Annotated in this window: 19 protein-coding genes; 13 read left to right on the top strand and 6 right to left on the bottom strand. The window is 72.1% G+C overall.

Annotation, left to right across the window (positions count from 1 at the left end; all coding sequences use genetic code 11):
- Position 1: 1 nt before the first annotated feature.
- The 6 genes from IEY98_RS04930 to IEY98_RS04905 all read left to right on the top strand — a co-directional run bounded on the left by IEY98_RS04930 (position 2) and on the right by IEY98_RS04905 (position 4,745).
- Positions 2-616 carry a DUF1707 SHOCT-like domain-containing protein gene (locus tag IEY98_RS04930; RefSeq protein WP_189209046.1) on the top strand — a complete coding sequence of 205 codons (615 nt, stop codon included), beginning with the start codon at positions 2-4 and terminating at the stop codon, positions 614-616.
- 37 nt (positions 617-653) lie between these two features.
- Positions 654-956: a DUF6191 domain-containing protein gene (locus tag IEY98_RS04925; protein WP_189209045.1), complete on the top strand. Its 303-nt coding sequence runs from the start codon at positions 654-656 to the stop codon at positions 954-956.
- Between the two features lie 82 nt (positions 957-1,038).
- Entirely contained in the window at positions 1,039-2,067 is a 1,029-nt protein-coding gene (gene tdh, locus IEY98_RS04920; protein WP_189209044.1) for an L-threonine 3-dehydrogenase, read from the top strand.
- Positions 2,068-3,249, top strand: coding sequence for a glycine C-acetyltransferase (locus IEY98_RS04915; RefSeq protein ID WP_189209043.1), 1,182 nt, complete (start codon positions 2,068-2,070; stop codon positions 3,247-3,249).
- A 34-nt stretch (positions 3,250-3,283) separates the two neighbouring features.
- Entirely contained in the window at positions 3,284-4,159 is an 876-nt protein-coding gene (locus IEY98_RS04910) for a LysR family transcriptional regulator (RefSeq protein WP_189209042.1), read from the top strand.
- A 28-nt stretch (positions 4,160-4,187) separates the two neighbouring features.
- Positions 4,188-4,745 carry a TetR/AcrR family transcriptional regulator gene (locus IEY98_RS04905; protein ID WP_189209041.1) on the top strand — a complete coding sequence of 186 codons (558 nt, stop codon included), beginning with the start codon at positions 4,188-4,190 and terminating at the stop codon, positions 4,743-4,745.
- Here the strand turns inward: IEY98_RS04905 and IEY98_RS04900 are convergent.
- Positions 4,719-5,465, bottom strand: a complete 747-nt coding sequence (locus IEY98_RS04900) for a TetR/AcrR family transcriptional regulator (RefSeq protein WP_189209040.1) — start codon at positions 5,463-5,465, stop codon at positions 4,719-4,721. The two genes, IEY98_RS04905 and IEY98_RS04900, sit on opposite strands and share 27 nt — an antisense overlap.
- Before the next feature lie 140 nt (positions 5,466-5,605).
- Here IEY98_RS04900 and IEY98_RS04895 point away from each other — a divergent pair, with 140 nt between their 5' ends.
- The 3 genes from IEY98_RS04895 (at position 5,606) to IEY98_RS04885 (ending at position 9,266) form a co-directional block, all read left to right on the top strand.
- Complete coding sequence (locus IEY98_RS04895; RefSeq protein ID WP_189209039.1) at positions 5,606-7,723, top strand: MMPL family transporter; 2,118 nt, start codon at positions 5,606-5,608, stop codon at positions 7,721-7,723.
- Between the two features lie 236 nt (positions 7,724-7,959).
- Positions 7,960-8,811, top strand: a complete 852-nt coding sequence (locus IEY98_RS04890; protein WP_189209038.1) for a ribokinase — start codon at positions 7,960-7,962, stop codon at positions 8,809-8,811.
- Positions 8,808-9,266: a Pycsar system effector family protein gene (locus IEY98_RS04885; RefSeq protein ID WP_189209037.1), complete on the top strand. Its 459-nt coding sequence runs from the start codon at positions 8,808-8,810 to the stop codon at positions 9,264-9,266. The genes IEY98_RS04890 and IEY98_RS04885 overlap by 4 nt, the downstream gene beginning before the upstream one ends.
- A 13-nt stretch (positions 9,267-9,279) precedes the next feature.
- On the opposite strand, the gene IEY98_RS04880 is transcribed toward IEY98_RS04885, so the two are convergent.
- The 3 genes from IEY98_RS04880 to leuS all read right to left on the bottom strand — a co-directional run bounded on the left by IEY98_RS04880 (position 9,280) and on the right by leuS (position 13,248).
- Positions 9,280-9,693, bottom strand: a complete 414-nt coding sequence (locus tag IEY98_RS04880; protein ID WP_189209036.1) for a hypothetical protein — start codon at positions 9,691-9,693, stop codon at positions 9,280-9,282.
- Positions 9,694-9,772: 79 nt separating this feature from the next.
- The gene (locus IEY98_RS04875; RefSeq protein WP_189209035.1) at positions 9,773-10,237 is read right to left on the bottom strand and encodes a Panacea domain-containing protein; all 465 of its coding nucleotides are present in this window, start codon (positions 10,235-10,237) and stop codon (positions 9,773-9,775) included.
- A gap of 200 nt (positions 10,238-10,437) precedes the next feature.
- The gene (gene leuS / locus IEY98_RS04870; protein ID WP_189209034.1) at positions 10,438-13,248 is read right to left on the bottom strand and encodes a leucine--tRNA ligase; all 2,811 of its coding nucleotides are present in this window, start codon (positions 13,246-13,248) and stop codon (positions 10,438-10,440) included.
- Positions 13,249-13,452: 204 nt separating this feature from the next.
- On the opposite strand from leuS, the gene IEY98_RS04865 reads away from it, so the two are divergent.
- Entirely contained in the window at positions 13,453-13,851 is a 399-nt protein-coding gene (locus IEY98_RS04865) for an SdpI family protein (RefSeq protein ID WP_189209033.1), read from the top strand.
- On the opposite strand, the gene IEY98_RS04860 is transcribed toward IEY98_RS04865, so the two are convergent.
- Positions 13,848-14,429, bottom strand: coding sequence for a YqgE/AlgH family protein (locus tag IEY98_RS04860; protein WP_189209032.1), 582 nt, complete (start codon positions 14,427-14,429; stop codon positions 13,848-13,850). The genes IEY98_RS04865 and IEY98_RS04860 overlap by 4 nt on opposite strands.
- 306 nt (positions 14,430-14,735) lie before the next feature.
- Between IEY98_RS04860 and IEY98_RS04855 the strand changes: the two genes are divergently transcribed.
- The gene (locus tag IEY98_RS04855; RefSeq protein ID WP_189210060.1) at positions 14,736-15,959 is read left to right on the top strand and encodes an MFS transporter; all 1,224 of its coding nucleotides are present in this window, start codon (positions 14,736-14,738) and stop codon (positions 15,957-15,959) included.
- On the opposite strand, the gene IEY98_RS04850 is transcribed toward IEY98_RS04855, so the two are convergent.
- Entirely contained in the window at positions 15,876-17,339 is a 1,464-nt protein-coding gene (locus IEY98_RS04850) for a CCA tRNA nucleotidyltransferase (protein ID WP_189210059.1), read from the bottom strand. The two genes, IEY98_RS04855 and IEY98_RS04850, sit on opposite strands and share 84 nt — an antisense overlap.
- A gap of 129 nt (positions 17,340-17,468) precedes the next feature.
- Here IEY98_RS04850 and IEY98_RS04845 point away from each other — a divergent pair, with 129 nt between their 5' ends.
- Entirely contained in the window at positions 17,469-18,011 is a 543-nt protein-coding gene (locus IEY98_RS04845; RefSeq protein ID WP_189209031.1) for an NUDIX hydrolase, read from the top strand.
- Complete coding sequence (locus tag IEY98_RS04840) at positions 18,008-20,206, top strand: DUF6049 family protein (protein WP_189209030.1); 2,199 nt, start codon at positions 18,008-18,010, stop codon at positions 20,204-20,206. Before IEY98_RS04845 ends, IEY98_RS04840 begins: the two co-directional genes overlap by 4 nt.
- Positions 20,207-20,222: the final 16 nt, after the last annotated feature.

The raw sequence follows: 20,222 nt of genomic DNA, 5'->3' as shown, positions 1-20,222 counted from the left end.
TATGCACCCAGCGCCCATCAACCCCCGCGACCTCCGCGTGTCGGACGCCGAGCGCGAACACGTCGTCACCGTGCTGCAGAAGGCCATCGGCCGGGGGCTGCTCGACCTCGACGAGTTCACCCGGCGGACCGACACGGCGCTGGCCTCGCGCACGCGCGCGGAGCTGAACGCGGTGCTCGTGGACCTCCCGGGCATCACGCACACGGACTCCGGTCCGGCATCGACCAGGCCGGTGGAGTTCCGCAACACGATGTCCTCGACCAAGCGCGACGGGCGGTGGGTGGTCCCGCGGTCCATGCGGATCTACAACCGGATGGGCTCGACCGAGCTGGACTTCACCGACGCGGTGATCCCGCACGCCGAGGTGCACGTCGAGGTCGACCTCGCGGGCGGGGCGGTCGAGCTGCTGCTGCCGGACGGGGCGTCGGTGCTGGCCGACGAGGTGAACGTGATCGCGGGCAGCGTCACGAACAAGACGGCAGCGGGCGCGGGCACGCCCCGGTTCGTGGTGACCGGCTCGGTGACGGCGGGCTCGCTGACGCTGCGCAAGCCGAAGTACGTGCGGATCGGGAACATGGTGGTCCGCAGGCCGTGGAAGGTCAGCTGGGAGAGCTAGCCGGGAACCGGGCGACCGCGCCCGCCGTTGTCCGGTCATGGGCTGGCTGCTGGCGCTGACGATCCCCGGGCTCGTCGTCCTGCTCGTCATCGTCGTCTCCGTCGAGGCGTTCGGGAAGGCGCTGCCCTGGCGGCGCAAGCGCGCCGGTCTGCCGGTCTCGGCGGCCGCGCTGGAGGACTTCGCCGGGGTGCTGCAGGCCAGCCGCCGGGTCGACCAGGACCGCAAGCAGCACTCCCTGATGATGCGCGACGAGATCGGCGACAACGGCCCGCCGCGCACCGTCGTCGACTTCGCGGGCCGGACGGTCCGGCTGGTCGTGCCGCCTGTGCAGGAACGCTGAACAAGCACTGCAGAAACTCCAGATGGACCGCACAGCGCCACGGGTCCACACTCCGCGGGTAGACACCCCGTGGAGGACAAGCGTGAAGGCTCTGGTCAAAGGCGCCCCGGGCCCCGGGCTCGAACTGGCCGACGTGCCGGACCCCCGGCCCGGCCCCGGCGAGGTGCTGCTGCGCGTCAAGCGCACCGGCATCTGCGGCACCGACCTGCACATCGACACCTGGGACGACTGGGCGGCGCGGACCATCAAGGCCCCGCTGGTCGTCGGGCACGAGTTCGTCGGCGAGGTGGTCGAGGTCGGCGCGGCGGTCACCCGGGTCAAACCCGGCGACCTGGTCAGCGGCGAGGGGCACATCGTCTGCGGCACGTGCCGCAACTGCCGCGCTGGCCGCCGCCACCTCTGCGCCAACACCATCGGGCTCGGCGTGCACGTCGACGGCGCGTTCGCCGAGTACGTCGTCCTGCCCGAGCAGAACGCCTGGGTGCACGGCCATCCGGTCGACCTCGACGTCGCGGCGATCTTCGACCCGTTCGGCAACGCCGTGCACACCGCGCTGTCGTTCCCGGTGCTCGGGGAGGACGTGCTGATCACCGGCGCAGGCCCGATCGGGCTGATGGCCGCCGCGGTGGCCAAGCACGCGGGCGCGCGGCACGTCGTCATCACCGACGTCAGCGAGCCCCGGCTGGCGCTGGCCGCCAAGCTCGGCGTGGACGTCGCCCTCGACGTCAGCCACTCCGCCATCGCCGACGTGTACGACCGGCTGGAGATGACCGAGGGCTTCGACGTCGGCATGGAGATGAGCGGGCAGCCCTCCGCGCTGCGCGAGATGATCGCGAACATGACCCACGGCGGCCGCATCGCCATGCTCGGCCTGCCCTCGCGGGAGATCTCCGTCGACTTCAGCACCGTCGTGCTCAAGATGCTGACGATCAAGGGCATCTACGGCCGCGAGATGTTCGAGACCTGGTACGCCATGTCCGTCCTGCTGCAGGCCGGGCTGGACCTCACCCCCGTCATCACCCACCGCTACCACTACACCGAGCACGCCGCCGCGTTCGACACCGCCCGCGGCGGGCACAGCGGCAAGGTCATCATGGATTGGGAGAGCTGAATGTTCGGCGCGATGCGCGAGAACCTCCGCACGACCCTCGACCAGATCCGGGCAGACGGCCTCTACAAGGCCGAGCGCGTGATCACCAGCCCCCAGCGCGCCTCGGTGACCGTCGCGGGCGACGAGCCGGTGCTGAACTTCTGCGCCAACAACTACCTCGGCCTCGCCGACCACCCGACGCTCATCGAGGCCGCCAAGAACGCCCTGGACGAGTGGGGCTTCGGCATGGCGTCGGTCCGCTTCATCTGCGGCACCCAGGCCCCGCACAAGAAGCTGGAGGCGCGCGTCTCGGAGTTCCTCGGCACCGACGACACGATCCTCTACAGCTCCTGCTTCGACGCCAACGGCGGGCTGTTCGAGACCCTGCTGGGCGCGGAGGACGCCGTCATCTCCGACGAGCTCAACCACGCGTCGATCATCGACGGCATCCGGCTGTCCAAGGCCCGCCGCCTGCGCTACCGCAACCGCGACATGGCCGACCTGGAGGCGCGCCTGGTCGAGGCCAAGGACGCCCGCTACCGCCTCATCGCCACCGACGGCGTGTTCTCCATGGACGGCTACCTCGCGCCGCTGGACGAGATCTGCGACCTCGCCGAGCGCCACGACGCCCTGGTCATGGTCGACGACTCGCACGCCGTCGGCTTCATGGGCGCCACCGGCCGGGGCACCCCCGAGCACTTCGGCGTCGGCGACCGCGTCGACATCTACACCGGCACCCTCGGCAAGGCGCTCGGTGGCGCGAGCGGCGGCTACGTCTCCGCGCGCGCGGAGATCGTGGAGATCCTGCGGCAGCGCTCGCGCCCGTACCTGTTCTCCAACTCGCTGGCGCCCTCGATCACCGCGGCGAGCCTGGCCTGCCTGGACATGCTCGACTCCTCCGCCGAGCTGCTGACCCGGCTGCGCGCCAACGCCGCCCTGTTCCGCTCCCGCATGACCGAGGCGGGCTTCGACCTGCTGCCCGGCGAGCACCCGATCATCCCGGTGATGATCGGCGACGCCGCCCGCGCCGCGCGGCTGGCCGACCTGCTGCTGGAGCAGGGCGTCTACGTGATCGGCTTCTCCTACCCGGTCGTCCCGCACGGCAAGGCGCGCATCCGCACCCAGATGTCGGCCGCCCACTCCACCGAGGACGTCAACCGCGCCGTCGACGCCTTCGTCGCGGCCCGGGAGAAGCTGGGCTAGGTTCTGGCGCTATGCCCGACCAGCGGACCAGCAGATGATCGACCCCCGCAGGCTGCGGGTGCTGCGGGCGCTGGCCGATCACGGGACCGTGACCGCGGCCGGGAGGGCGTTGCACCTGACGCCCTCCGCCGTGTCGCAGCAGTTGGCCGCCCTGGAGGCCGAGGCTGGCCAGGAGCTGCTGCGGCGCAAGGGCCGCAGGGTCTGGCTGACCGCGGCCGGGGAGCTGCTGGTCGAGCACGCCAACGCCGTGCTCGCCGAGCTGGACCGGGCCGAGGCCCGGCTGGCCGAGCACGCCTCCGGCCAGCTGGGCAAGGTGCGCGTGGCCGCGTTCGCCTCGGCGATCGTGCAGGTGGTGGCGCCCGCGCTGGCCCTGCTGCGGGAGCGGGCGCCGGGGATCACCGTCGTGGTCTGCGACGCCGAGGGGCAGGAGAGCCTGCCGATGGTGCTCGACGGGGAGATCGACATCGCGGTCACCGAGGAGTACCGCGCGCCCGCCGACGACAGCCGGATCGCCAGGGACCGGCTCTACGCCGAGCCGTTCGACGCCGTGCTGCCGCCGGGGCACCGGCTGGCCGGGCGGGCGGTGGCGCTGCCCGACCTCGCCGAGGACGACTGGGTCGCGCCGTCGGCCGGGAACCCGTGCCGCGACGTGGTCCTGCTGGCCTGCGAGCACGCCGGGTTCGCGCCCCGGATCACCCACACCTCCGACGACTTCGCCGCCGAGGCCGCGCTGGTCGCGGCCGGGGTGGGCGTCGCGCTGATCCCGAGGACGGCAGCGCGCGGGGGCGTTCCGGTCGCGGGGGACCCGCCCACCCGCCGCGTCTTCGCGGCCGTGCGGCGGGGCCGGGAGAACCACCCGCTGATCGCCGCGGTCCGCCAGGCGCTGCGCGAGGCCGCGACCCTGGCCTGATTTACTCAGCCGAGTTACTCTGTTACTCATGCAGGTAACAGCCCGCAGGGAGCAGATCGCCCAGACGGCGATCGCGATCATCGGCGAGCACGGGTTCGCGCAGTGCACCTTCAAGCGGATCACCGAGGAGGCCGGGCTGAGCAGCACCCGGCTGGTGTCCTACCACTTCAAGGACAAGAACGAACTGCTCATGACGCTGCTGACCACGACCATCGGCCGGGCCGACGAGCTGATGGCCGCCCGGCTGGCGGGCACGACGGACCGGGTGGCGATGCTGCGCGGGTACATCGAGTCCCAGGTGGACCTGCTGCGCCTGCACCCGGCCTACGCCAGGACCATCGTCGAGGTCGGCAGGCACGTCGCCGACTTCGCGCCGGTGCTGCGCGACTTCCGCGTGGGCAGGCTGGAGCGCCAGCTGGCCCAGGGCAAGGCCGAGGGCGTGTTCGGCGACATCGACGTGACCGTCACCGCGCAGTGCGTCCGCTCGGCGATCGACGGGGCTACCGAGCGGTCCGCGGAGGGCCTGGACATGGCCGACTACGGGCGGGCGGTCGCCGACCTATTCGTGAAGGCCGTCCTCGCCTAGGCCGACCTCGCGCAGCAGGTCGGCGAGCATCGACTCGAACAGCGGTTCCGGGTCGGTCACCGGGAACGGGAACTGGCCGAAGACCTCCAGCGCGACCTGCCCGTACAGCCGGACCCACGCCTGCAGCATCACGTAGGCCGTCCCCAGGCCCAGCCGCTCCTCCGGGACCTCGACCCCGGACTCGGCGATCACCCGCAGCAGCTCGCCCCGGAACGCGGTCAGGTCGGCAGCCAGCGACGGCGGCACGTCGCGGTCCTGGGGCACGACCAGCGGGCCGGAGGCGAGCACGCCGCCCGCGACGGACAGGAAGATCCGGCCGAAGGAGTCCATCGGCACGTCGGCGCCGTTGGGCCCGGCCGGGCAGTTCGACGTCGCCTCCGACGGCGAGGCGAAGACCAGGACGAACTCCTGCGGGTGGGCCAGCGCCCAGCGGCGGAAGCCGCGGCAGACGGCCATGACCTGGCCCGTGCGGTCGTCCTCGGACAGCTCGGCCAGGTCCCGCGCCAGCTCCGCGGCCAGGTCCTCGCAGACGTCGGCGCGCAGGTGCTCGATGAGGTCGTCGTGGGAGGCGTAGTACCGGTACAGCGCGGGCGCGGTGATGCCCATCTCGCGGGCGATCGCCCGCAGGGTGACCGCTTGCGGGCCGTCGCGCACGAGGAGCGCACGGGCCTGGGCGCGGATCGCCCGATCGGTGTCCGCGCGGCGTGTGGCCTGCGTCATGCGTCACTCCGAGCTCTTGTGAACACCGTTTACTCACCCGTACGGTGGTTACCAAGTAAACGGCGTTTACGGCAATTCCCGTGTTTATCGCACCGTAGTCGGTGGCGCGCGGGATGACCACTGGCGGGAGGACGGCGGAGATGTTCGCGAGGTGGGGCGCGCTGGTGCACCGGCGGCGGTGGGTGGTGCTGGTCGCCGTCCTCGTGGTCACGGTGACGGGCGGCTTATGGGGTCTGGGCGTCTTCGACAAGCTCACCCAGGGCGGCTACGAGGACCCCGGCAGCCAGTCGGCGCAGGTGAGCCGGATCATGCAGGACGCGCTCGGCCAGCGCCCGGCCGATGTCGTCGTGGTCTACACCGCGCCAGCGGGCCGGACGGTCGACGACCCGGACATGGCCGCCCGGGTCACGCAGGCGCTCAGCGGCCTCCCGCCGGAGCGGGTCGCCCAGCGCGTCGACTACTGGAGCACCCAGGCCCCCACGCTGATCAGCGGCGACCGCACGCTCGCCCTCGCCACGATCACCTTGGCGGGCGAGGACTACGACACCCGCCAGGTCAACTACCAGGCCATCGCGGACCAGCTCACCGTCGAGGGCATCGAGACCCGCGTCGGCGGCCAGGCGCCGACCGAGCAGGCGATGACCGACCGGTCCAACGCCGATCTCGTCATCGCCGAGGCGATCTCGCTGCCGGTGACCCTGGTCCTGCTCCTGTTCATCTTCGGCAGCGCGGTCGCCGCAGCCCTGCCGGTGCTCGTCGGCGGCCTGTCGATCTTCGGCGCGCTGGGCGTGCTGCGCGCGCTGAGCCTGGGCCTGGAGGTCAACAACTTCGCCGTCAACGTCGCCACGCTGCTCGGCCTCGGCATGGCGATCGACTACGGCCTGTTCATCGTCGGCCGGTTCCGCGAGGAGCTCGCGGGCGGGGCCGAGCCGCGCGAAGCGGTGCGCCGGACCGTCGCCACGGCCGGGCGCACGGTCGCGTTCTCGGCGACGCTGCTGGTCATCGCCCTGTCCGGGCTGCTGGTGTTCCCGATGGACTTCCTCAAGTCCATGGCCTACGGCGGCATGTCCGCGGTCGCGATCGCCGCGATCGTCTCGCTGACCCTGCTGCCCGCGCTGCTGGCGATCCTCGGCCGCAACGTCGACAGGCTCGCCGTGCGCCGCGCGCCCACCGGCGAGCCCCGCTGGCTAGGCCGCGTCGCCGACGCGGTGATGCGGCGGCCGGTCTGGTTCGCCGCGCCGATCATCGCCGTGCTCGTCGTGCTCGCGCTGCCCTTCGGCGACGTCCGCTTCGGCGGCTACGACGTCAAGCAGCTCCCGCCCGGCGACCCGAACCGCGTCACCGCCGAGGTGATCGCCGACAACTTCCCCGGCGCGGGCGACAACACCGCCGAGATCGTGCTGCGCGGGGCGGACCAGGCCGACGCCGCCGCGTTCGTCGCCGCGGGCAAGCAGGTCCCCGGCGTGCTCGACGTCGTGCCCACGGGCGCGAACGGCGACGTCTTCGCCTTCTCCGCGCCACTGGCGGGCGAGTCGTCCTCCGACGAGGCGCGCGACGCCGTCGACGGGCTGCGCGCGGTCGCTTCGGACGCGGAGGTGCTGGTCGGCGGATTCCCGGCGATGGTCGCCGACAGCGTCGACGCCATCGTCGCCCAGGTGCCGTGGATGATCGCGATCCTGGTCGGCGCGACGCTGGTGCTGATGTTCCTGGCGTTCGGCTCGATCCTGCTGCCGGTGAAGGCCGTGGTGATGAGCGCGCTGAGCCTGTCGGCGACCTTCGGCGTGCTGGTGTTCGTCTTCCAGCAGGGCCACTTCGCCGACGCCCTCGGCGTCACGCCGCAACCGGCGCAGGCCGGGATGATGGTGCTCATCGGCGCGGTCGTGTTCGGGCTGTCCACCGACTACGAGACGTTCCTGCTCTCCCGCATGGTCGAGGCCCGCGCGCACGGGATGTCCACACCGGACGCCGTGCGGACCGGGCTCGTGCGCACCGGTCGGATGATCACCGCGGCCGCGCTGCTCCTGGGCGTGGTGACCGGGGCGTTCGCGATGTCGTCGCTGGCGAGCATGCGGTTCATCGGCACGGGCATGATCGTGGCGCTGCTGCTCGACGCCACCGTCGTGCGGATGCTGCTGGTCCCGGCCGTGCTCCGGCTGCTCGGCGACGCGTCCTGGTGGGCGCCGCGCGGCCTGCGCAGGCTGCAGGAGCGGGCCGGACTGTCCGAGGTGGAGGCGCCCAGGGAGCTGGAACGGGTGTAGAGGCGCCACCGGCGCCGATCGCTCGGGGGGCTACGCGACCGACGCCGGTGACCAGTGCCGGCCGTGGCCCCCTGGCCCTGACCGGCGCCCAGGGTTGCGGCCCTGGGGTCGAGCACGGACGGCGATCTCCACCGCCCGCGAGACATGTGACGTCAATTGTGGCACTCAGGAGCCATCCGACTACGCATTCGTTCACACTTGCGCACGTTCACTTCCGTATACGGCTGGAGGTCGCGGTGGGTTCAGTGGTCGCCGTCCTGGGTTCGGCCAACGCCGATCTCGTCGTCGCGGTGCCGAGGCGGCCCGGCGGCGGGGAGACGGTCCTGGGCTCTGACGTGCGCGTTCTGCCCGGCGGCAAGGGCGCGAACACCGCCGTCGCCGCGGCGCGGCTGGCCGCCTCGGTGATCTTCGTCGGAGCCGTCGGGGACGACGCGCACGGCGCGCTGGTGCGCGAGTCGTTGACAACGGCCGGTGTCGACGTCGGCCGTCTGCGGACCGCGGACCGCCCGACGGGGGCGGCGTTCATCACCGTCACGGGGGATGGCGAGAACGCGATCGTCGTCTCCCCGGGCGCCAACGCCGCCCTCACGCCCGCCGATGTCGACCTCTCCGGGGCCGCCGTCCTGGTGGCCTCGCTGGAGGTGCCGATCCCGGTCGTGGAGCACGCCGTCGCGCTGGCGGCGGCCTCCGGCGTCCGGGCGGTGGTCAACCTCTCGCCCGTCGCCGCGCTGTCCCCGGCGACGCTCGCCAGGCTGGACCCGCTGATCGTCAACCAGCACGAGGCCGCCGCCCTCGGCCCCCTGCTCGATCTCGGCGTCCGCAGCGCGGTGGTCACCCGCGGAGCCGACGGCGCGGACGTGATCACCGCCGACGGCGTGCGGCGCGTCCCCGCCCCACGCGTCACTCCGCTCGACACGACCGGCGCGGGCGACGCGTTCGCGGGCGCGCTCGCCCACCGCCTCGCCGAGGGCGACACCCTGGCCGCGGCCGCGGAGTTCGCCTGCCGTGTGGCGTCGATCTCGGTAACCCGCGCGGGCGCCCAGCCGTCCTACCCCACAACGGCCGAACTGCGAGGGGACCGACGATGACACCCGCGGAGCTGATGCAGGAGGAGATCAACCGCGCCGACGGCGCGATGGTCCGCACAGACACCAAGGCGGGCCTGCTGCTCGCGGTGTTCAGCACGATCACCGCCGGGCTCACGCTGCTGGCCAAGACCAGCCTGCACCCGGTCGTCGTCGTCGCGCTGGCCGTCGCCGCCGCCCTGTTCGGCACGGCGGTCCTCCTGCTCCTGTGGACGATCCGCCCGCACATGGACGGCAGCCCGCTGCTCATCTACGGCGCGATGACGGCGAAGCAGGTCAAGCAGCACATCGCCGACCGCGCCCGCGACCAGGAGACCTGGCACGGCGAACGCCTCGCCGCCGTCTCCCGCCTGGCCTCCCGCAAGTTCCGCCTGGTCCGCAGGGCCACCACCCTCATCGCGCTCGCGCTCGTGGTGATGGTGGCCGCCGCCGTGCTGGGGCTCGTCCTCAAGCCCTAGGCATCAGGCCCGCCTACTTCTTGGTGGGCCAGATCTCGTGTTCCGGATCCCACCACAGCGCGTAGAACCGCGCGCCTTCACGGAAGCCGTACAGCCGCCCCAGATTGCCGATCCTCAGCCTGCTGATGTGATCGCGATCGTCGAAGGTCAACTCCTCCAGACGCTTGCGAGCAGCCTTGCTCGGAAGGTCCTCGATCGCGTAATCCTTGCCGGGTTCCTCACCGTGGTTGAAGGCTTCGCGAACCGTCATGGTCTCGAACGACTGGATCCGGCTGAGCAGGTTGCGGTGGTCGGTCTGGCTGATCTTCGTGAGGCACCAGGGACCGTCCAGGTCTATTCGGCTGAACAGCACAACGAGCTTGCCCTCTGGCTCCGAGGGCGTCAACGCCCGCCGTGGTCGCTTCTCGGTGGGGATATCGCGTGCCACCGTTGACCGCGGGCGTTGCCGTGTGTGGTCTGGGAGGACCTTCTGCTTCGCCTTCGGCTGCCCCTTGCGGCCCACGGGCTCAGACATCCTCCGCGGAGGAACTGGTCAGACCGTCGTAGTACTCGAACATGTCGCTCTGGTAGATGATCGCGCTCCCGCGCTCTCCATCGGCCAGTCGCTCCCGCTTGCGCGCGTTCCTCCACGGGTCTTCGCGGTGGGTGAGTTCGCTGAGCCAGTTGGCAGGCTTGTCCCCATAGGCGTTCAGGACGATGTCGATCGTCTCGCGCTCGCTGTCATCGAGTTTGTCGGGGTCGCCGCCAAGAGTCTCCCCGCGGTCCAGCTGCCACCGCTGCCGGTGGTGCTTGTAAAGCTCGCGCACCACCGGACCGTTGGCCCATGCCTCGATGTCCTCGTCGAACAGCGGCTGTTCGTCCCACACCAGATGCCAAGCCTGGCTGTAGTACACCAGCTTTTGGAGCTTCATCGCCGTCATAGGTCCCCGGCGGGACAGGATGTACGCAGCCACATCGAGCACCTTCGCCACGCCGTCACCCCTTCCTCTCGCGGCCCAGACCGTTGTCCACAGCGTGACATCTCCCAACCCAATTCGGCGAGCTTTGCACGATCATCGTTCCCCAGAACCGAACACAAGTTCGAGTCTACCGGTGTGACCTGCGCAAATGCGTCACCCGTTCGGCTGATGCGAGTCGAGCGAACAGCCGGTGGTCCCGTCCTGCTGAATACCTACAGCACCACGTTGACCAGCCTGCCCGGGACGACGATCACCTTCTTGGGGGTCTTGTCGGCGACCAGGGCGGCGACCTTCTCCTCGGACAGGGCCGCGGACTTGATCTCCTCCTGGGTGGCCGAGGCCGGGACGGTGACGCGGGCGCGGACCTTGCCGTTGACCTGGATCGGGTACTCGGCGGTGTCCTCGACCAGGTACCTCGGGTCGGCCGTGGGGAACGGGCCGTGGGCCAGGGACTCGGGGTGGCCCAGCCGCGACCACAGCTCCTCGGCGATGTGCGGGCACATCGGGGCCAGCAGCTGCACCATCGCCTCGGCGACCGGCCGGGGGCAGCCGTCGCCGTGGTGCTTGGTGATGTGGTTGGTCAGCTCGATCAGCTTGGCGCCCGCGGTGTTGTAGCGCAGGTTCGAGTAGTCCTCGTGCACGCCCGCGATCGTCTTGTGCAGCAGGCGCAGGGTGGGCTCGTCGACATCACCGTCGACGACGCGGACCTCGCCCGTCGTCTCGTCGATGATCGCGCGCCACAGGCGCTGCAGGAAGCGCTGGGCGCCCACGACGTCCTTGGTCGCCCAGGGGCGGGAGACGTCCATCGGGCCCATGGACATCTCGTACAGCCGGAAGGTGTCCGCGCCGTACAGCTCGCACATCTCGTCCGGGGTGACGACGTTCTTCAGGCTCTTGCCCATCTTCCCGTACTCCTGGAACACCTCGGTGTCCCCGTGGAAGAACCTGCCTTCGCGCTCCTCGACCTCGGCGGCGTTGACGTAGACCCCGCGCGCGTCGGCGTAGGCGTAGGCCTGGATGTAGCCCTGGTTGAACAGCCGCCGGTACGGCTCGTCGCCGGAGACGTGGCCCAGGTCGAACAGGACCTTCTGCCAGAACCGCGCGTACAGCAGGTGCAGCACCGCGTGCTCGACGCCGCCGACGTACAGGTCGACGCCGCCCGGGTCCGTGGCGCCGTGCTGCTCCGGGCGCGGGCCCAGCCAGTAGCGCTCGTTCTCCGGCGCGCAGAAGCGCTCGTCGTCGGCCGGGTCGACGTACCGCAGCTGGTACCAGCACGAACCGGCCCAGTTGGGCATCGTGTTGGTGTCGCGGCGGTAGGTCCGCACGCCGTCGCCCAGGTCCAGCTCGACCTCGACCCAGCCGTTCGCCTTCGACAGCGGCGGCGACGGCTCGGTGTCGGCGTCCTCCGGGTCGTAGGTCGTGGGGGAGTAGTCGTCGACCTCGGGCAGCTCGACCGGCAGCATCGACTCGGGCACCGCGATCGGCGTGCCCGCCTCGTCGTAGACGATCGGGAACGGCTCGCCCCAGTAGCGCTGGCGGGAGAACAGCCAGTCGCGCAGCTTGTACTGGACGGTGCCGCGGCCGTGGCCGTGCTCTTCCAGCCAGCCGATGACCGCCTTCTTGGCCTCGGCGATGTCCATGCCGTCCAGGAAGCCGGAGTTGATCGCCGGGCCGTCGCCGGTGTAGGCCTCGCCGTCGAAGCCCTCCGACGGCGCCACCGTGCGGATGATCGGCAGGCCGAACGCGGTGGCGAAGTCCCAGTCGCGCTGGTCCTGGCCGGGCACCGCCATGATCGCGCCGGTGCCGTAGCCCATCAGCACGTAGTCGGCGATGAAGACCGGGATGCTCGCGCCGTTGACCGGGTTCACCGCGTACGCGCCGGTGAACACGCCGGTCTTGTCCTTGTTCTCCTGCCGGTCCAGGTCCGACTTCATCGACGCCGCGCGCCGGTAGGCAGCGATCGCCTCGCCCGGGGTGTCCGCCCCGCCGGTCCACCGGCCGTCCACCTCGGACGGCCACGCGGGCGCGGCGATCACGTCGACCAGCGGGTGCTCCGGGGCCAGCACCATGTAGGTGGCCCCGAACAGCGTGTCCGGGCGGGTGGTGAAGACCTCGATCGACTCGCCGCCGCAGGCGAACCGGACGCGGGCGCCGTGCGAGCGGCCGATCCAGTTGCGCTGCATGGCCTTGACCTTCTCCGGCCAGTCCAGCCGCTCCAGGTCGTCGATCAGCCGGTCGGAGTAGGCGGTGATCCGCATCATCCACTGGCGCAGGTTCTTGCGGAACACGGGGAAGTTGCCGCGCTCGGAGCGCCCGTCCGCGGTGACCTCCTCGTTGGAGATCACCGTGCCCAGGCCGGGCACCCAGTTGACCGGCGCGTCCGACAGGTACACCAGCCGGTGCTCGTTCAGCACCGCCTGCCGGTCGGCGTGCGACAGCTCGGCCCACGCCCGCCCGTCCGGCGTGGCGCGCTCGCCGGACTCGAACTGCGCGACCAGCTCGGCGATCGGGCGGGCGCGGCCGACGGTGTCGTCGTACCAGGAGTTGAAGATCTGCAGGAAGATCCACTGGGTCCAGCGGTAGTACTCCGGGTCGATCGTGGAGATCCGCCGCCGGTCGTCGTGGCCCAGGCCCAGCCTGCGGATCTGCCGCAGGTAGGTCTCGATGTTGTCCTCGGTGGTCTTGCGCGGGTGCTGCCCGGTCTGCACGGCGTACTGCTCGGCGGGCAGGCCGAAGGCGTCGAAGCCCATCGTGTGCAGGACGTTGCGCCCGTTCATCCGGTGGTAGCGGGCGTAGACGTCAGTGCCGATGAAGCCCAGCGGGTGCCCGACGTGCAGGCCCGCCCCGGACGGGTACGGGAACATGTCCTGCACGAACAGCTTGTCCTCGGGCACGGGCCCGGCCAGCTTCCCGACCGGGTTCGGCGCGTGGAACGTGCCGCGCTCGGTCCAGTGGTCCTGCCAGCGGCGCTCGATCTCCCCAGCCATGGCCGCGGTGTACCGGTGGGCGGGCTCGTCGCTCATCAGAAGATCCTCCCGAGGTGGGGTCCTGCTCTGGACAAACGAAAACCCCCCAGCCCGCGGGCATGGAGGGTCGCCGTGCTCACCGAAGACGTTCGGTCAGCACGGCCCACTAAGGAGCAGGTAACCCGTGCTCATGGCCCTAGGGTAGCGCAGCCTGTCCAGCGGCCTGCGACGTGACCGGGCCCACGACCTACCATCGGTGCCGTGACTCTGTTGCCGCTCGCGCCCCTGGTGGCCGGCCTCGCCCTGCTCGTCGTCGGGTTCCTCGGTCTGACCGAGCGGCTGCCGCGCAACCGGTTCGCGGGCGTGCGGACCGCGGCGACGCTGCGCGACGAGGACACCTTCCGGGTCGGCAACAAGGTCGCCGGGCTGCCGACCGCGGTCGCTGGCGGCGTCGGCGTGCTCGGCGCGGTCGCGGGCTGGCTCATGCCGAACCCGGTCCTGGCCTGCGTGCTCGCCCTGGTCGGCCTGGTCGTGCTGACCGCGGGCGGCGGGGTGCTCGGCCACCGGGCCGCCGCGGCGGTGCCCGAGCCGGAGCCGGAGCTGCCCGCGGGCTGCAAGGGCTGCCAGTGCGGCGGCTGCGGCGTCTTCCAGAAGGCCTAGTTCTGCCGAACGTCACCCGGATGGGTGGCCAGCAGCGCCAGCGGCATGCCCTGGCGGCGCAGCACGCGGCCCCACAGGTCCTGCCCGGGCGGGGCCAGGACGTCGGCGGGCAGGGCCGGGACCACGATCCAGTCGCCGCGGTCGATCTCGCCCGCGAGCTGGCCGACCTCCCAGCCCGCGTAGCCCGCGAACACCCGCACGCCGCGCAGCTTCGGCACCAGCGGCTCGGGGTCGGCGTCGAGGTCGACCAGCGCCACCGGGCCGCGCACGCCGATCAGGCCGTGCACCCCGTCCACCGACTCGCCCGTGCGCATGGCCGCCAGGCACAGCGCGGTCTTCTGCTCCACCGGGCCGCCGACGAAGACCGATCCGGGATCGGTCACGTGTGGCCCCCACGACGGGAGCACCTCGCCGACGGGCACCTCGCTGGGCCGGTTGAGGACGACGCCCAGCGTGCCCTCGCCGCGGTGGTCGATGACGAACACCACCGTGCGGCGGAAGTTCTGGTCGAGCAGGCTCGGCGCGGCCACCAGCAGCGTTCCCGGCTCGACGGACACCTCGGACGACACGACCGACATGATCCCATCCGTTGCCGAATCGTCATGACCGAGCCGGGGAACAACTCGACCACCTCGGTCGTTGTAGAAGACGGTCGGCGCCACCGTGTCCCCCGGGCTCAACCACAACTGCCTTAGTGGAATACCGCTCGGCTGGAGCCACTCTGCGCAAACCGCCGTGAGGCGACCGGGCGTCGGCCGGCCGGGCGGGCGGCTACCCAGCTGGGAGCCGCCCGCCCGTTCCTGCCCGTAGGCTGGCTTCCTGTGAGCACGGAGGCCGCGCCCAAGGGCCATGAGCACCACCACGACCGCATCGGTCCGCGGCGGATGCTCGGCTTCCCCGGGTTCCGCAGGCTGCTGCTCAGCCGGTTCGCCGCGCAGTGGGGCGACGGGCTGTTCCAGGCGGGCCTGGCAGGCGCGGTGCTGTTCAACCCCGAGCGCGAGGCCGACCCGCTGACCATCGCCGCCGGGTTCGCCGCGCTGCTGCTGCCGTACTCGGTCGTCGGGCCCTTCGCCGGGGCGCTGCTGGACCGCTGGGACCGCCGCCGCGTGCTGGTCGCGGCCAACCTGCTTCGCGGGCTGATGATCCTCGTCACCGCGGTCTGCGTGATCGGCGGCGGCAGCGGAACGGTGCTGTTCACCCTCGCCCTGGTCGTGGTCGGGATCAGCCGGTTCGTCGGCTCCGGGCTCTCGGCGTCGCTGCCGCACGTCGTGCCGGTGCGCAACCTCGTCGAGGCCAACGCCATCGCCACCACGCTCGGCGCGGTGATCGCGGTGATCGGCGCCGGGTGCGCGGTCGGCGTGCGCGCCGTGCTGGGCGACGACGACACCGGCTCCGGCCTGACCACTGCCGTCGCCGTCGTCGGGTCGGTCGTGGCCGCCGTCGTGGCGGGCCGGTTCCCGCGCAACGCGCTGGGGCCGGACGCGGTGGACGAGCCAGCGCAGACCCTGGTGGCGGTCGCCAGGGGCCTCTTCGACGGCGGACGGGTCGCCGTGCGCACCCCGACCGTGCTGGCCGGGTTCGTCGCCCTGCTGGCCCACCGCGCGGTGTTCGGCGTGCTCCTGCTGCTGACCGTGCTGCTCATCCGGTTCGAGTTCGACGCCGGGATGGCCGGGCTCGGCCAGGTCGCCGGGCTGTTCGGCCTCGGCGTGCTGGTCGCGGGCATGACCACGGCGCGCATCGTGGCCGCCGTCGGCAGGCGCCGCACGATGGGCGCGGGCATGGTCGTCGGCGCGGCCGCCGTCCTCGCCCTCGGCCTGCCGATGACGATGTGGACCACGCTCGCCGCGGCGTTCGCGGTGTCGTTCGTCGGGCAGGTCGTCAAGCTGTGCGTGGACGCCGCCGTGCAGCGCGACATCGGCGACGAGAGCCGAGGGCGGGTGTTCGCGCTCTACGACACGCTGTTCAACGTCACCCAGGTCGTCTCGCTGGCGCTGGCCGCGCTGGTGGTCGCCCCGGACGGCGGCTCACCGGGACTGGTCGTCGCCGCCGCCGTCGTCTACCTGCTCGGCCTCGGCGGGTTCGCCCTGGCCAGCCGCGGGCACCTCTAGCCCCTGCTCGGCAGCCCAGGCGTACAGCGCGGCGATCGCGTCGTCGTGGTCGAGCGGGCCCTGGTCGAGGCGCAGCTCCTTGAGGTGCCGCCACGCCTTGCCGACCAGCGGGCCGGGGGGCAGGCCGAGCAGGCGCATGATCTCGTTGCCGTCGATGTCCGGGCGCACCCGCGCCAGGTCCTCCTCGGCGGCGATCCGGGCGATGCGCTCCTCCAGGCCGTCGTACGTGCGCTGGAGCATGTTGGCCTTGCGCTTGTTGCGGGTCGTGCAGTCGGCGCGGACCAGCTTGTGCAGCCGGGGCAGCAGGTCGCCAGCGTCGGTGACGTAGCGGCGCACGGCCGAGTCGGTCCACTCGCCCTTGCCGTAGCCGTGGAAGCGCAGGTGGAGGAACACCAGCCGGGCGACGTCCTCGATGATCTCCTTCGAGTACCGCAGGGCGCGCAAGCGCTTGCGGACCATCTTGGCGCCCACGACCTCGTGGTGGTGGAAGCTGACCCCGCCGCCGGGCAGGTGCCTGCGGGTGTCGGGCTTGCCGATGTCGTGCAGCAGCGCGGCCAGCCGCAGGACCAGGTCCGGGCCGTCGTCCTCGAGGTCGACTGCCTGCTCCAGCACCACGAGCGAGTGCTCGTAGACGTCCTTGTGCTGGTGGTGCTCGTCGATCTCCAGCCGCAGCGCCGGGACCTCGGGCAGCACGTGCGCGGCGAGGCCGGTGTCGACCAGCAGCTCGATGCCGCCGCGCGGGTCGTCGCCGCAGAGCAGCTTGGAGATCTCGACCTGGACCCGCTCGGCGGTGATCCGGGTGATCTCGGCGCTCATCTGCGTCATCGCGGCCACCACGCGCGGCGCGGGGACGAAGCACAGCTGGCTGATGAACCGCGCCGCCCGCAGCATGCGCAGCGGGTCGTCGGCGAAGGACTCCTCCGGCGTGGCCGGGGTGTCCAGCACCCGGTTCTCCAGGGCGGCCCGACCGTGGTGCGGGTCGATGAGTTCCTTTGTCGACAAGTCGACGGCCATCGCGTTGACCGTGAAGTCGCGGCGCACCAGGTCGCCCTCGATGGTGTCGCCGAAGCGGACCTCGGGGTTGCGCGAGACGCGGTCGTAGGCGTCGGCGCGGAACGTGGTGATCTCGCAGGTCTGGCCCGCCTTGGCCGCCCCGACCGTGCCGAAGGCGATGCCGGTGTCCCAGACCGCCTCCGCCCACCCCTTGACCAGCGCCATCACCTGTTCGGGGCGCGCGTCGGTGGTGAAGTCCAGGTCTGTGCCCAGCCTCCCGAGCAGCGCGTCGCGCACGCTCCCGCCGACCAGGTACAGCCGGTGCCCCGCGGCGGCGAAGCGGGCCGCGAGGTCGTCGGCGACGGGATTGGCGCGCAGCAGGTCCATCAGGGGCTCGGAGTGGGCGACCGGGGAACTTGACACAAGGGTCGAGGGTATCCGGCCTGGCAGGCGCGCCTCGCGGGACCGGTCCCAAGCCCGGCTCGGCACTGCGCCATTCGCATTACCATCGGTGAGGTGCCCCCGTCGTCCGGCAGGTCTCGCGGTGCCCGGTCCGGGCGCCGGTCCCGGGGGCGCAGGCTGCGCACCGTGGACGAGACCTCCGCGGGCGGCATGGTCCTCGACGCCGACCGCGACCGCGTCGCCCTGATCGGCAGGCTGGACCGGCGCGGACGGCTGCTGTGGTCGCTGCCCAAGGGCCACATCGAGGCGGGGGAGACCCCCGAGCAGACAGCGGTCCGCGAGATCGCCGAGGAGACCGGCATCGACGGCGAGGTCGTCCGGCCGCTGGGCACGATCGACTACTGGTTCATCGCCGACGGCAGGAAGCGCGTGCACAAGACCGTGCACCACTTCCTGCTGCTCGCGCGGTCCTACGAGCTGTCGGACGAGGACGTGGAGGTGAGCGAGGTGGCCTGGGTGGACCTCGCCGACCTCGACGCGCGCCTGGCGTACGCCGATGAGCGGCGTTTGGTCCGCAAAGCCCGCCAACTACTCTCCGAGCAGCCCCTCGTCTTCGGTCCCGACCGGGACCTGTCCCCGCATGGAGAGTCCCCGTGACCGCACGCCTGCGCCGCGGCCCCGCCGCGGTGGCGGCCGCACTGGCGACCCTGGCCGCGATCGTGTTCCCGGTGGAGGCGTCCGCCCAGGCGCAGTCGAGCAGACTGCGCGTGGAGATCGACACGCTGTCCCCGCGCGTGGTCCAGGCGTCCGCGTCGACGCTGACGGTCACCGGCACGCTCACCAACACCGGCGACCGCGCCATCTCCGAGGTCGACCTGCGGGTGCAGCGCGGCGACGTGCTCGGCACCGAGACCGGCCTGCGGGAGGCGATCACCGACCCCTCGCTGACCTCGGCGCTCAACCGGCCCGCCGAGACCTCCGACTTCGAGGAGGTCACCCCGAGGCTGGAGCGCGGGGCGAGCGTGGACTTCCACGTCACCGTCGACCTCGTCGGCGACCTGGGGATCGACCGGCCGGGCGTGTACCCGCTCGCGCTGAACCTCAACGGCGTGCCCGACTTCGGCACCACCGAGCGGCTGGGCTCGCTGAGCACGCTGCTCCCGGTGCTGTCCGTGCCCGGCGGCGGCCGGGTCGAACCGCCTGCCAAGGCCACGCCGCTGACCGTCGTCTGGCCGCTGGTCGACGAGCCGCGCATGGTCGAGACCGCGCTCGGCGGCGGGTCCGCCGTGCTGGTCGACGACGACCTCGCGACGTCGCTGGCCGTCGGCGGGCGGCTCTACACGCTGCTCGACGCCGTCCGCACCGCGGCGGAGAGCGACCCGGCGATCCTGCGCTCGCTGTGCTTCGCCGTCGACCCCGACCTGCTGGCCACCGTCTCGGCCATGACGGAGGGCTACCGGGTCCGCAGCGGCGACGGTTTCGTGGACGGCCGCGGCGCCACCACCGCCGACCTGTGGCTGACCACGCTGCGCGAGCTCGCCCAGGGCCAGTGCGTCATCGCCCTGCCCTACGCCGACGCCGACCTGGCCGCGCTCTCCCGCGCCGACACCACCGCCCTGCAGGCGCTCGCCGTCGACGCGCCGGGCATCACCTTCGACGAGCGCGGCAGGCCCCGGACCACGACCGACATCGTCGAGTCGGTGCTGGGCGCCACCCCGGTCGACGGCGCGGTCTGGCCAGCGGGCGGCACGCTCGACAAGCGGGCGCGCGCCGCCCTGGCCGCCATCCGCCCGACCACGCTGCTCGTCGACAACACCCGGCTGACCGGCGCCACCGGCTCCGCCCCCTTCGACCTCGACCCCAACCTGCGCGCGATCCCCTACGACGGCCTGATCGCCCAGTCGCTCGAACCCCGGCTGCGGGTCGCCGACCCGGCCGTGGCCACCTCGTCGGTGCAGAACGGCCTGGCCGCCCTGGTCTTCCGCGGCGGCCTGGCGGCCACGCCGGAGCCGGTGCTGGCCGTCCCGCCGCGCCGGTGGGCGGCGAGCGCGGAGGACCTGGCCGACTTCCTCGGCACCGTCCGCGCGCTCTCCGCCCAGCGCTTCACCACCGCGCTCGCCCTGCCAGCGCTCGTGGCGGGCGAGGCCAACGGCACCGCGTCGGAGCTGGAGTACACCGCCCAGGACGCCGCCCAGGAGATCCCCGCGCCCGTGACCGCGCGCATCGGCGCGGCCGACCGGGTCCAGCGCGAGCTGATCGACCGGGTGCTGTTCGAGGACGACGCCAAGCAGGTCACCCCGGAGGCCCTGATGGCCCCGCTGCGCCGCGGCCTGACGCGCGCGGCGTCCACGGCGTGGCGCGTCGACCCCGAGCAGGCAAGGCGGGCGGCCGCCCAGGTCGCCGACGGGCTGGAGACCATGCTGGACCAGGTGTCGGTCAACGACCCGGGCAGGCCGCTGGCGCTGGCGTCCAAGGACAGCCCGCTGCCGGTCTACATCACCAACAAGCTGCCGGTCGCGGTCCTCGCGAAGATCAACGTCGGGACGACGCCCGGGCTGCGGCCACAGGAGGACACGCTGGTCCGGATCCCGGCCAACGCCGCGATCCCGCGCTACCTGCCGACCGAGGTGACCCGCTCCGGTCGTTTCGTGGTCAACGTCTGGCTGACTACGCAGAGCGGCACGGAGCTGGGCGGGACGTCGCGGGTGGAGCTGAACTCGACCTCGTTCGGCAGCATCATCCTGATCGTCACCGGCACCGCGGCGGGGGCGCTGGTGCTGATGGTGGGGCTGCGGGTGGTGCGTAGGCTGCGCAAGGCCAAGGCCGCGGACTCCGCCGGGGCCGACCTTTGACCCGAGCGGGAGCGGG

The sequence above is a fragment of the Actinokineospora fastidiosa genome (assembly GCF_014648415.1).
GTDB classification, from domain to species: Bacteria; Actinomycetota; Actinomycetes; order Mycobacteriales; family Pseudonocardiaceae; genus Actinokineospora; species Actinokineospora fastidiosa.
The sequence above is the reverse complement of the archived record's forward strand: the minus strand, read 5'-3'. Positions and strand labels throughout refer to the sequence as shown.

Excerpts from the sequence above, each read along its gene's own strand:
- IEY98_RS04930 (WP_189209046.1), top strand. The coding sequence starts at position 2 with ATGCACCCAGCGCCCATCAACCCCCGCGACCTCCGCGTGTCGGACGCC.
- IEY98_RS04925 (WP_189209045.1), top strand. The coding sequence starts at position 654 with ATGGGCTGGCTGCTGGCGCTGACGATCCCCGGGCTCGTCGTCCTGCTC.
- IEY98_RS04915 (WP_189209043.1), top strand. The coding sequence starts at position 2,068 with ATGTTCGGCGCGATGCGCGAGAACCTCCGCACGACCCTCGACCAGATC.
- IEY98_RS04910 (WP_189209042.1), top strand. The coding sequence starts at position 3,284 with ATGATCGACCCCCGCAGGCTGCGGGTGCTGCGGGCGCTGGCCGATCAC.
- IEY98_RS04905 (WP_189209041.1), top strand. The coding sequence starts at position 4,188 with ATGCAGGTAACAGCCCGCAGGGAGCAGATCGCCCAGACGGCGATCGCG.
- IEY98_RS04900 (WP_189209040.1), bottom strand. The coding sequence starts at position 5,465 with ATGACGCAGGCCACACGCCGCGCGGACACCGATCGGGCGATCCGCGCC.
- IEY98_RS04895 (WP_189209039.1), top strand. The coding sequence starts at position 5,606 with ATGTTCGCGAGGTGGGGCGCGCTGGTGCACCGGCGGCGGTGGGTGGTG.
- IEY98_RS04885 (WP_189209037.1), top strand. The coding sequence starts at position 8,808 with ATGACACCCGCGGAGCTGATGCAGGAGGAGATCAACCGCGCCGACGGC.
- leuS (WP_189209034.1), bottom strand. The coding sequence starts at position 13,248 with ATGAGCGACGAGCCCGCCCACCGGTACACCGCGGCCATGGCTGGGGAG.
- IEY98_RS04860 (WP_189209032.1), bottom strand. The coding sequence starts at position 14,429 with ATGTCGGTCGTGTCGTCCGAGGTGTCCGTCGAGCCGGGAACGCTGCTG.
- IEY98_RS04855 (WP_189210060.1), top strand. The coding sequence starts at position 14,736 with ATGCTCGGCTTCCCCGGGTTCCGCAGGCTGCTGCTCAGCCGGTTCGCC.
- IEY98_RS04850 (WP_189210059.1), bottom strand. The coding sequence starts at position 17,339 with ATGGACCTGCTGCGCGCCAATCCCGTCGCCGACGACCTCGCGGCCCGC.